General features: G+C 64.0%; 5 protein-coding genes. 3 read left to right on the forward strand and 2 right to left on the reverse strand.

Translation table 11 applies throughout. The features are described 5' to 3' along the window. Positions 1-1,773: an N-acetylglutaminylglutamine amidotransferase gene (locus C8K58_RS12935; protein ID WP_027603952.1), complete on the reverse strand. Its 1,773-nt coding sequence runs from the start codon at positions 1,771-1,773 to the stop codon at positions 1-3. A 310-nt stretch (positions 1,774-2,083) separates the two neighbouring features. Here C8K58_RS12935 and C8K58_RS12940 point away from each other — a divergent pair, with 310 nt between their 5' ends. Next, complete coding sequence (locus tag C8K58_RS12940; RefSeq protein WP_108573794.1) at positions 2,084-6,904, forward strand: NEL-type E3 ubiquitin ligase domain-containing protein; 4,821 nt, start codon at positions 2,084-2,086, stop codon at positions 6,902-6,904. Positions 6,905-6,912: 8 nt separating this feature from the next. Here the strand turns inward: C8K58_RS12940 and mnmC are convergent, their stop codons facing one another. Beyond that, positions 6,913-8,907: a bifunctional tRNA (5-methylaminomethyl-2-thiouridine)(34)-methyltransferase MnmD/FAD-dependent 5-carboxymethylaminomethyl-2-thiouridine(34) oxidoreductase MnmC gene (mnmC, locus tag C8K58_RS12945; protein WP_027603954.1), complete on the reverse strand. Its 1,995-nt coding sequence runs from the start codon at positions 8,905-8,907 to the stop codon at positions 6,913-6,915. Between the two features lie 141 nt (positions 8,908-9,048). Here mnmC and pap point away from each other — a divergent pair, with 141 nt between their 5' ends. Then, positions 9,049-10,563, forward strand: coding sequence for a polyphosphate:AMP phosphotransferase (gene pap / locus C8K58_RS12950; RefSeq protein WP_027603955.1), 1,515 nt, complete (start codon positions 9,049-9,051; stop codon positions 10,561-10,563). Positions 10,564-10,972: 409 nt separating this feature from the next. Continuing rightward, positions 10,973-12,157 carry a thiolase family protein gene (locus tag C8K58_RS12955; RefSeq protein ID WP_092355071.1) on the forward strand — a complete coding sequence of 395 codons (1,185 nt, stop codon included), beginning with the start codon at positions 10,973-10,975 and terminating at the stop codon, positions 12,155-12,157. Positions 12,158-12,242: the final 85 nt, after the last annotated feature.

Consider the following 12,242-nt stretch of genomic DNA (forward strand, 5'->3'; position numbering starts at 1 on the left):
TCAGATTCCTTGTTCGCTGAGCCACAGGTTCAGCGCGGCCAGTTGCCACAGCTTCGAGCCGCGCAACGGGGTCAATTGACCCTGCGGGTCGGTGAGCAGGCGGTCGAGCATGGCCGGGTTGAACAGGCCGCGATCCTGGCTTGGGTCCAGCAGCAGTTCGCGCACCCAATTCAGGGTGTCGCCCTGCAAGTGCTTGAGGCCCGGTACCGGGAAGTAGCCTTTCTTGCGGTCGATGACTTCGCTCGGAATCACCCGGCGCGCGGCCTCTTTCAACACCTGCTTGCCACCGTCGGGCAATTTGAATTTACCCGGTACACGGGCCGACAGTTCCACCAGGCGGTAGTCGAGGAAGGGCGTGCGCGCTTCCAGGCCCCAGGCCATGGTCATGTTGTCGACGCGTTTGACCGGGTCATCCACCAGCATCACCGTGCTGTCCAGGCGCAGGGCCTTGTCCACGGCGGCGTCCGCGCCGGGCATGGCGAAATGCTCGCGCACGAAGTCGCCGGCGGCATCGTTGGCGGTCAGCCATTTCGGTGCGACGGTGGCGGCGTAATCATCGTAGCTGCGGTCGAAGAACGCCTCGCGATAAGCCGCATACGGGTCGCTCGCGCCGTCGACCTGCGGGTACCAGTGGTAACCGGCGAACAACTCATCGGCGCCCTGGCCGCTCTGCACCACCTTGCAATGCTTGGCCACTTCCCGCGACAGCAGGTAGAAGGCGATGCAGTCATGGCTGACCATCGGCTCGCTCATGGCGCGGAACGCCGCCGGCAGTTGTTCGATGATCTCGCGTTCGGCAATGCGCAGTTGGTGGTGACGGGTGCCGTAGTGCTTGGCGATCAGGTCCGAATACTGGAACTCGTCGCCACGCTCGCCGCCGGCGTCTTCAAAACCGATGGAGAAGGTCGACAGATCCTGCACGCCCACTTCACGCAGCAGGCCGACGAGCATGCTCGAGTCGACGCCGCCGGAGAGCAGCACACCGACATCCACGGCAGCCCGTTGACGGATGGCCACGGCTTCGCGGGTGCTGTCCAACACGCGGTCGGTCCAGTCTTCCAGGCTCAGGTTTTTTTCATCTTCATGGGGGCCGTAGGGCAGGGTCCACCAGGTTTTCTGCTCGGTGTTGCCTTCGGCATCGATGCGCATCCAACTGGCCGGCGGCAGTTTTTCAATGCCCGCCAGCAGCGTGCGCGGAGCGGGCACGACGGCATGGAAATTCAGGTAGTGATTGAGCGCTACCGGGTCGAGGATCGGGTTGATATCACCGCCCTTGAGCAGCGCCGGCAAGGCCGAGGCAAAGCGCAGGCGCTGGCCGGTGCGCGACAGGTACAACGGCTTCACGCCGAGACGGTCACGGGCGATGAACAGGCGCTGGGCATCGCGCTCCCAGACGGCAAAGGCAAACATGCCGTTGAGCTTGGGCAGCAGCGCTTCGCCCCAGGCGTGGTAGCCCTTGAGCAGCACTTCGGTGTCGCCGCCGGAATAGAACGCGTAGCCGAGGGCTTCAAGCTCCTGGCGCAATTCCGGAAAGTTATAGATCGCGCCGTTGAACGCCAGGGACAGGCCCAGTTGGGCGTCGACCATCGGTTGGGCGGAGCCGTCCGACAGGTCCATGATTTTCAGGCGCCGATGACCCAGGGCAATCGGCCCTTGGGCATGGAAGCCCCACGCGTCAGGGCCACGTGGGGCCAAATGATGGGTAATTCGCTCCACCGCTGCGAGGTCCGCAGGTTGGTGATCGAAACGTAACTCGCCAGCTAATCCGCACATAGGTTCCTTACCGGTTTTTCCGTTGGGGAGGGATAGAAAGACCCGCACCAAAAGGGCGGGTACCTAGGGACTGACCCGAGGCTATACGCGGAGTTTTAGATCAATAAGTTATATGGCAAACCGCCGCCCCCCATTCGGAACACCCCAGCAGCCTGTGCGGCGTGGGTGAAAGGGGCGGTACTTAAGTCGAGGTGAGATGCAAAAAATCGACGGTTACGAGGGCTGATCCTGCAGCTATTTGAACCCTTTTGCGCGATCGCAGCGCTTATCGTCTGGCGTCATTGTTCAACGCGATAAAGGAACATTGCGAATGACGCAAACCACTGATTTGACCCAGGCGCTCGAGCCGGTGCCCCACGACCAATTGATGGCGGCCCTGCTGAATATCACCGGCGACCTGGATAAAGCGCAGGTCTTGCACGACACGCTGCCGGCCTGGTTGGTCAAGGCCGACTCCCATGTACTGCAGGCCATCGAGCAGGCGTATGCCGACAGCGAGCGCCCCCGTGAAACCCTGCACCGATTGCTGAACCGTCTGCAACCGCTGGATAAATTCTGTGCCGGACGGCTCAGGGCATTCCTGGACGACAAGGGGCATGGGGGCCTGGACATCGAAAACGACACCCTGGAAATCCCCCGGCGCTCGTTCAGCGGTGTCAGCCAGGACCTGGGCGGTCAGATGATTGAGACCGTCAATCTGGAGAAGCACAGCCTGCTGCAAGCGGCCATGCAGAATTTCTCCCAGGCGGCTGCCGAGCCAGGCGGCTCGCCGACCACTGCCGTGGTGCGCATCGGCCCCATGCGCCAAGTTGCGCAAACCCTCAGCGCCCAGGCCTTTATCGGCTACTGCCGCGAGCTGAACCTGGGAGATGCCTATCAGACCCATGTGCGCGAAGTGTTCAACCTGGTAGCGCCCGACCAGGACTTCAACCCTTCGGTGACGCAGGTCGGCCAATCCCGTTGCGTGGACATGCAGATCGACCTGCATCTGGCCCATGCCAAGGGCGATATCGATGCATCGACCCGCGCGTTGCTGCTGGGCCTGGTCAAGGCGGATATGCCCGCCAGGGACATCCGGCAACTGTGGTTCAACCAGCAGCCGCTGACCTGGCAAGGCCTGAACATCGACGGCGCCTGCCTGTGGGGGGTATTGGTGTTTTCCAGTGCATCGGCCGAAGGGTTCTCCAGCGGCCCGATCGTGGTGTATATGCCCAACGAGCCCGTGCGGCCGTGGTACCGCTATGAATCACTGGAGCATTTCAAGCTCTACCTCACCCTCAAGCTTCACGTCAGTACCTATCGTGATTTCTTCAAGGGTTACCTGGACGAGTCCGAGCGTTTCGGTTTTTTCGAACGTTTTGACCAGGAGGCAATCGTCGTGCGGGTGACGCCGCTCCCGGTCACAGGCAAGTTGTCGACATTCTTTTTCAATGCCTGCGTTGGCAAGATCCAGCTGGATGCGCAGGTATTGGCGGTTCCCAATGCCCAGGCCGATGACGACGCGCGTCGCAAGCGTATCCAGGATTACCTGGATGTCGGCTTGACGGTGCTCAACGTCGCCGGGTTCGTAGTACCGGTGGTGGGCCAACTGATGACCGGCGTGGCCGTTGGGCAATTGCTTGGCGAGGTGTTCGAGGGGGTGGATGACTGGCTGCACCATGACAAGCTCGGCGCCCTCAGGCACCTGACGAACATTGCGGAAAACCTCGCTGCCATGGCGTTGTTCGCCGCGGGTACAAAAGTCGTGGGCCGGCTGTGGCGAACCACACCGTCGGCGGCGGGGTTCTACGACAGCCTCGAAGCCGTGCGGCTGCCCGACAAGTCCACGCGCTTATGGCGCAGTCGTACCGAGCCGTATCGCCACACCGTCTCGCTCGAAGGCACAGTGGCCAGCCCCCGTGGGGTCTACCAGCTCAATGGCCAGTCCTATGTGAATGTCGACGGGGCGCTGTATTCGATTGTCTTTGACGCCCGCACCGGGCGCTGGCGAGCCCGGCATCCGCAGCGGGATTCGGCCTATCGGCCGCCCTTGACCCACAACTACCAGGGCGGCTGGCAGTTCTCGTTCGAGCAGGCGGATGAATGGCGCAGCCCTGACTATATCCTGGGGCGGCTGGACCCCAGTCTCAGCGTTTTCCCGGCCGGACACCTGAAGGATATCGCCGCTATCACCGGCTCGACCTTGCCGCGTTTGCAGCAACTGGCCAGGCAGAACCTGCCGCTGCCGGAGCGGCTGCGCGATTGTGCGCTGCGGTTCAAGCTGAACCAGGGGGTTCGCGACCTGATCTGGCAAATGGAGCATCAAGCCCCGCTTAATGCGGCCACCACCCGTGTACAGATGCTGGCCCTGCCGCTGATGGACGGGTGGCCCCGTGGGCGTTTTTTCGAACTGCTCGACGACGAGGGCTACCTGCTTGAGCGCCATCCAGATACCGCGCCGTTCGATTACGAGGACTTGAGCATCCACCTCACCACGCAACAACTGCGGAACGGACAGATCCTGCCCACCTTGCTGGCCGCCCTCGACCCCGAGGAAACCGCGCAATTGCTCGGCGGCACCTTCCACGCCGACGAAGCGCAAGCGGCCCTGGCGCGGCGTCTCACCGCCTCGCTCAAGACCACGCATCAGGCGGTCTATGAGCGGCTGCGCATGGATGCCGATTTCATCGATCAGACCGATCACGGCCAGCTCAAGCAGCGCTTGCCGCAATTGCCGATCCGGGTGGCCTGGGAGGTCATGACCCAGGCCTCCACGGCGGAGCGCTGGCACTTGCGTCATACCGGGCGTGTGCCGCTGCGGGTCAGCCAATGGGCCCGGGAAGCCCTGGAAGCGCTGGAGGAAGACGCCGCCCTGGCCGGCCTGTACTTGCCGGAGCTGGCCACCGATGCGACACGGCGCGTGGCCACCGGGTTGCTGCAACGGGTTCCAGGCTGGCCCGGGGATCTGTTCTTGCAGGTACGCCGCGAAAGCGTACAGGGCACTGTCCTGGGCCAGGTGGGCCACGCAGACGCTGATATGAGGCGCATCGTGGTGCAGTCGGCCAAGGGCTTTCGCGCCCACGATGGGCAAGGTAAGGCCTTGGGCGCGTTGGCCGGCGGGTCGGAAGGTTTCTACGAGGCGTTGCTCAACAGTTTGCCTGCCGCCCAACGCGACGCGCTGCGCCTGACCGCGAGCGGCAGGGCCAGCCAGCTGCGGCATGCATTGATTGGCAAGGCGCAGGATGAACGCAATCGCATCGGCCGTTACTTATGGCCCGAGCGCGCGGTACCCGAGGAGCCGGCCCTGTCGTGCGTGCAAGGCTCGCCGCCTGCGCCGCCTCCACAGCCTGCGGGCTTGATGCGCAAGGCTCGCAAACTCTTCCCGTTATTCGATGACCGGCGCCTGTCGACCTTCCTGCAGGACTTGGGCACCGATCACCTGTCCCGGGCCAAAGCCGTGCGCACCCTTGAGCAGCACTATGAGGCACTGCAGCGGGCGTTGAGGCTGTGGGCCAAGGACAAACCGGCGCAGCCCTACTCGGACGTCGCGCTGCAAGACTACCGCCTGGCGCGACACCAGGCCGCTCGGGCCATCGAGCGTTGTTGGCAATATGCGTCGCTGGCGCCGGATGAACACCATCAGAACGTGCCGAGCCTGTCCCTGGACGGCATGGCCATCGGGGCGTTACCGACCTTGCCGGCGCACGTGCAGTTCGAGCATGTCCGGCAATTGTCATTGAAACGCATGGGACTCAACGATGACGTCGCGTATTTCCTCAAGCACTTCAAGGGGCTGCGCAGCCTGGCGTTGAACGGCAATCGGCTGACGCGGCTGCCGGAAGTGCTCCAGCACATGCCGTGGCTCAGGCAGCTGTACATGGCCGATAACCACCTGCAACTGACCGAGTACACCCGCACCAAACTCGCGGACCTGAAGAGCCTGGTCGTGCTCGACCTGAGCAACAATCCCCTGGTGGACCCGCCCGTCGTCAACAAGATGTTCGAATTGCGCAACCTGATGCTGCGCAACTGCCGGCTGACCAGTCTGCCCACCGGCTTTACCCGCGTTCCGTACCTGGAGCAACTCGACCTGCGGGACAATGACATCGCCAGTTTGCCGGCATGGTTGTTCAATGCGCCGCGTGAGCACACCGAAGTCATCAACGTGCGGCATAACCCTCTGGACGCCAGCACTCGTCAGGCCTTGAACCGTTACCGGGACACCATCGGCGTGGGCATGGGCTTCGTTGAGGATGACATTGCGCGACTCAACGAGCAGACCGCCCGGGAGCTGTGGCTGGGCGATGAATACGCGACACACTTCGCCGAAAAGGCCGAGACCTGGCTGGGGCTCAAGGATGAGCCCGGCTCCGACGGCCTGTTCAAATTGCTGGCCGGCCTGGGTGGCGCCGCCGACACCAGCCACGTGCGCGAGGACATGAACCGCCGCATCTGGCGCGTGTTGGAGGCGGCCGCTGCCGATACCCGGCTGCGGGCCGAGATTTTCGAGCGCGCGGCCACGCCGTTGAACTGTGATGACGCCGCTGCCGTGAGCTTCAGCGACCTGGAGGTGCTGGTTGAAATCCACGAGGCCTCGCAGCGGGTGGAGGGCGGCAGGGTCACGGCCAAGCCGCTGCTCAGGTTGGCCAGGGGCTTGTTTCGTCTCGACCGCCTGGAGTCCATGGCCAGCCGACACAGCGCCGAGCATCCGATGCTCGACCCGCTGGAGGTCAGCCTGGCTTATCGCACCGGGCTGGTGGAGCGCTTTCATTTGCCCGGGCAGCCCCGGCATATGCGCTTTGCCAGCCTGGCCGGGGTGACCGAGCACATGCTGGAGGTTGCCGAAGCGCAGTTGAAGGAGGCCGAGCTTTCCCCGCAACTGCTGAACTATATGGTGAAGCTGCCATTCTGGAGCAGTTACCTGAGGCGCACCCATGGCGGTTCGTTCGACACCCTGACCCAGCCTTTTGGCGATCGCATGGAAGCGGTGTGGGCGCAAAGGGAAACCTTGGGTGACGCTGACTATCACACCCAGATGGGCGCGATCCAGAGCGCGCGGGAAAGCGCCGAACTCGTCGAGCTCAAACGCCTGACCCAGGAGGCGTTGAGGCTCGATGAGCTGGGCACCTGCCAATTGCCACCGGCAGGTTGAAGCGCGGCCTACGGGGTCGTTTTTGCAGCGTTGCTGCGAATCAACCCGCGCACTGCAAAGCGATTCGGGTGACAGGCCTCGGCCACGCTGCGGGGCAGGGGCAGCGGTTCGTTGTCCAGCCATGCCGCCAGCAACTCGCCGGACAGCGGCGCGGTGATCAGGCCCCGGGAGCCGTGGCCGCTGTTGATGTACAGGCCGTCCAGCCACGGGCAGGCAGCCTGCGGTGTGTAGCGGGCGTCTTTGCGCAGCGCGTCGTAGGCCTGGGCGAACGCCAGGCTGTCGGCCAGGGGCCCGACAATCGGCAAGTAGTCCGGGCTGGTGCAGCGGAAGGCGGCGCGGCCTTCCAGGGTCTCTGCGGCAAGGTCGGCGGCGTGCAGGCGCTGGGCCAGGTCCGGGGAAATCTCTTGCAGCAGCTCAAGGTTACCGGCGTGCTCGGCGGCGGTAGGGGTGAGGTCATCGTTGTTGAAATCAAAGCTGGCCCCCAGGGTGTGTTCGCCCAGGCGAGCCGGCGCCACGTAGCCCTCGGCACACACCACCGTGGCCAGGGCCTGGCTGGCGGTGGTCTGGGGCAGGCGGGTGATCTGCCCGCGAATCCGCTTGAGGGGCAACTCGGCGCTGGCGGCAAACCGTTTGACCTCAGCCGCCCCGGCCAGCACCACCACGGGGGCGCTGGCCAGCAGCCGATCGCCGTCCCAGGCCTGCCAGTGGCCGTCGACTTTGCGCAGGTCCAGCACCTCATGATGGGCCAGCACCCCGATACCTGGCTGGCGCGCCTGCCATTGGCACAGCGCGGGGGGATGCACCCAGCCGCCTTCGGGGAAAAACAGCCCGCCCTGTTCCAGGCCCACCCCGGCGCGAGCCTGGGCTTGAGCCTTATCCAGCAGATGCAGCAGCTGCGGGGCGAATGCCTGGGCCAGTTGCGCCTGGCGTTCGGCCTCCTTGGCATTGAAGGCCAGTTGCAGCACGCCGCAGCCGTCCCACTCCACGCCGCGTTGCAGGTGCTCCAGCAGGCGCCGGGTGTATCCGAACCCGCTGACGATCATCTGCGACAACGCCGTGCCGTGTGCCGACAGCTTGAGATAAAGCACCCCTTGCGGATTGCCGGAGGCCTCTTGGGCGAGACCGCCATGGCGCTCCAACAGGCTGACCTGCCAACCCCGCGCCGCCAGGCTGGCCGCGCTGGCGCAGCCGGCCAGGCCGCCGCCGATCACCAGGGCACGGCGCTCGCCATTGGGCATGGAGGGGCGGGCGAACCAGGGCTTGGCGGCGGCCGGTGCCGGGGTCTCGGCCGGCCAGCCGAGAAACTCCCCGCGCAGGATTTCCCACTTGTGGCCGATGCCCGGCGTACGCTTCATCTTGAAACCGGCGGCGTTGATCAGCCGGCGCACCCAGCCGGTGCTGGTGAAGGTGCTGATGGTCGAACCCGGGGCCGCCAGGCGTGCCAGCTCGGCAAACAGTTCGGCGCTCCACATCTCGGGGTTTTTTGCCGGGGCGAAGCCGTCGAGAAACCACGCGTCGATCTGCGCATCCAGTTGCGGCAACTGTTCCAGGGCATCGCCGATCAGCAGCGTGAGGGTGACGCGGCCGTTATCCAGCACCAGGCGCTGGAAGCCTTGGTGAATGGCGATGTAGTGCGCCAGCAATTGCTCGGCGAACGGCGCGAGCTCGGGCCAGAGGGCGAGGGCGCGTTGCAGGTCGGCGTGGCTCAGGGGGTATTTTTCCACGCTGACAAAATGCAGGCGTGCACCGGCTACGGCGTGTTGCTCGAACAACTGCCAGGCGCAGAGGAAATTCAGGCCGGTGCCGAAGCCGGTTTCGCCAATCACCAACCGCCCGCCCGCCGGCAGTGCGGCGAAGCGCTCCTGCAAGCGGTTCTGTTGCAGGAACACATAGCGGGTTTCGTCCAGGCCCGATTGGTCGGAGAAATACACGTCGTCGAACACCCGCGAGTGCGGGCGACCTTGATCATCCCAGTCGAGCTGGGCGTGGGTTACGGGGTTCATGGGCGGCTCGGTAAAGGCAAGGCGGCCATTCTAGCCGATCAACAGGCTTTGAATTGACCCACGGCAAGCCCAGGTGGAATTTCCTCCCGCGCGTTGTTGCCCAATCCGCTAGTCTTGCTCACTTCTGGAACGGAGCCGCCCATGTTCGAATCTGCCGAAATCGGTCACGCCATCGACAAAGACACCTTTGAGGCCGAAGTGCCCGCCCTGCGCGAGGCTTTGCTGGAGGTGCAGTACGAGTTGCAACAGCAAAAGCGCTTCCCGGTGATCATCCTGATCAACGGCATCGAAGGCGCCGGTAAAGGTGAGACGGTCAAACTGCTGAATGAATGGATGGACCCGCGCCTGATCGAGGTGCGCACCTTCGACCAGCAGACCGACGAAGAACTGGCCCGCCCCCCGGCCTGGCGCTACTGGCGCCAACTGCCCGCCAAAGGCCGCATGGGCATTTTTTTCGGCAACTGGTACAGCCAGATGCTGCAAGGCCGGGTGCACGGCGAGATCAAGGATGCGCGGCTCGACCAGGCCATCGCCGGCGCCGAGCGCCTGGAGAAGATGCTCTGCGATGAAGGCGCGCTGATCTTCAAGTTCTGGTTCCACCTGTCCAAGAAGCAAATGAAGGCACGGCTCAAGGCCCTGGCCGACGACCCGTTGCACAGTTGGCGCATCAGCCCGCTGGACTGGCAGCAATCCGAGACCTACGACAAGTTCGTGCATTTCGGCGAGCGCATCCTGCGCCGTACCAGCCGCGATTACGCGCCCTGGCATGTGATTGAAGGCGTCGACGCCAACTACCGCAGCCTCACCGTGGGCAAGATCCTGCTCGAAGGCCTGCAGAACGCCCTGAAGCTGCCCAAGGGCAAGGCCAGCGGCATGAACCCGGCACCCTTGCCCTCGGCCGTCGACCAGATGAGCCTGCTCAACAGCCTCGACATGACCTTGAGCCTGGACAAGGACGATTACGAAGAACAGCTGATTACCGAGCAGGCGCGCTTCTCCGGCCTGATGCGCGACAAGCGCATGCGCAAGCACGCGCTGGTGACGGTCTTCGAAGGTAACGACGCGGCGGGCAAGGGCGGGGCGATCCGTCGGGTGGCGGCCGCGCTCGACCCGCGCCAGTACCACATCGTGCCGATTGCCGCGCCCACCGAGGATGAACGCGCCCAGCCGTACCTGTGGCGGTTCTGGCAGAAGATCCCGGCGCGGGGCAAGTTCACCGTGTTCGACCGCTCGTGGTACGGCCGCGTGCTGGTGGAGCGTATCGAGGGCTTCTGTACCACGGCCGACTGGATGCGCGCCTATGGCGAGATCAATGACTTCGAAGAGCAACTGCGCGACGCCGGTGTGATCGTGGTCAAGTTCTGGCTGGCCATCGACAAGCAGACCCAACTGGAACGCTTCCAGGCCCGCGAGGAAATCCCCTTCAAGCGCTTCAAGATCACCGAAGACGACTGGCGCAACCGCGAAAAATGGGACGACTACCGCGCCGCCGTGGGCGATATGGTCGACCGCACCAGCACCGAGGTCTCGCCGTGGACGCTGGTGGAGGCTAACGACAAGCGCTGGGCGCGGGTCAAGGTGTTGCGCACCATCAACCTTGCCCTGGAGGAAGCGTTCGCCAAGTCCGACAAGCACGACAAGAAGAAAAAGAAATAACCACTGGCCTGGTGTTGTTCAGGGTGCCGCCCTCTGTGGCGAGCGGGGCTGTGGTGGTGAGCAGGGTTGTTGTGGTGAGCGGGCTTGCCCCGCGCTGGGGCGCGAAGCGGCCCTGACCAAGGCGCCGCGTTCTTTCAGGCAGACCTCATTGGCTGGTTTTGGGGCCGCTTCGCAGCCCAGCGCGGGGCAAGCCCGCTCACCACAACAGGCCCCCTCACCACAACAGGCCTGCTGACTACAACAAGCCTGCTCACCACAACCGGCCCGCTTGCCACAACAGGCCCGCCCCGCAACAGGTTTATGTCCGTCACCATGCTTTTGTATACGCCGGGTGAATGATCGTCGCGGTGGGGCAGGCCTGGATCTATCCTCGATCCATCTCCCCACAACGACAAGATCGAGGTAGCCCATGCGTGAAGTAGTGATCGTCGACAGCGTGCGAACCGGCTTGGCCAAATCCTTTCGCGGCAAGTTCAACCAGACCCGCCCGGATGACATGGCGGCCCATTGCGTCAACGCACTGCTGACCCGCAACGGCATCGACCCGGCCAGCGTCGAGGATTGCATCGTCGGCGCGGGTTCCAACGAAGGCGCCCAGGGCTACAACATCGGGCGCAACGTGGCCGTGCTGTCGCAATTGGGCACCGGTACGGCGGGCATGACCCTCAACCGGTTCTGCTCGTCGGGCTTGCAGGCGATTGCGATTGCGGCCAACCAGATCGCGTCGGGTTGCAGCGACATCATCGTTGCCGGGGGCGTCGAGTCCATCAGCCTGACCATGAAAAGCGTCAACACCGATAACCTGATCAACCCGCTGCTCAAGGAGCAGGTGCCGGGCATTTACTTCCCCATGGGCCAGACCGCGGAAATCGTCGCCCGCCGTTATGACGTCAGCCGCGAAGAACAGGACCTCTACGCCCTGCAAAGCCAGCAACGCACCGCCCAGGCCCAGGCGGAGGGCTTGTTTGATGATGAAATCGTGCCGATGGCGGTCAAGTACAAGGTCGAGGACAAGAACACCGGTGCCGTGCAGATCCTCGACGGCGTGGTTGATCGCGATGACTGCAACCGTCCGGACACTACGTTGGCCAGCCTGTCTGGGTTGAAGCCCGTATTTGCCGAAGACGGCTCGGTGACGGCGGGTAACTCCTCGCAGCTCTCCGACGGTGCCTCGATGACTCTGGTGATGAGCCTGGAAAAAGCCCTGGCACTGGGGCTCAAGCCCAAGGCGTTTTTCCGCGGTTTCACCGTGGCCGGTTGCGAACCGGATGAGATGGGCATCGGCCCGGTGTTCTCGGTGCCCAAGCTGCTCAAGTCGCGGGGCTTGCAGGTGGCGGACATCGACCTGTGGGAACTCAACGAGGCCTTTGCGTCGCAGTGCCTGTATGCGCGCAATCGCCTGGGCATCGATAACGCCAGGTACAACGTCAACGGCGGCTCGATTTCCATCGGCCACCCGTTCGGCATGACCGGCTCGCGGCAGGTGGGGCACCTGGTGCGTGAGCTGCAACGGCGTAATGTGCGTTATGGCATCGTCACCATGTGCGTGGGCGGCGGCATGGGCGCCACCGGACTGTTCGAAGCCGTGCGCTGATAAGTGTTGGAGGGACAGTGCGACGATTCGACTTGCCCCTCCCACATTTGAACGGCGGCGTATCCCAATTCGCTCACTTCCCCCT

This window comes from Pseudomonas sp. GV047 (assembly GCF_003058245.1).
GTDB classification, from domain to species: domain Bacteria; phylum Pseudomonadota; class Gammaproteobacteria; order Pseudomonadales; family Pseudomonadaceae; genus Aquipseudomonas; species Aquipseudomonas marginalis.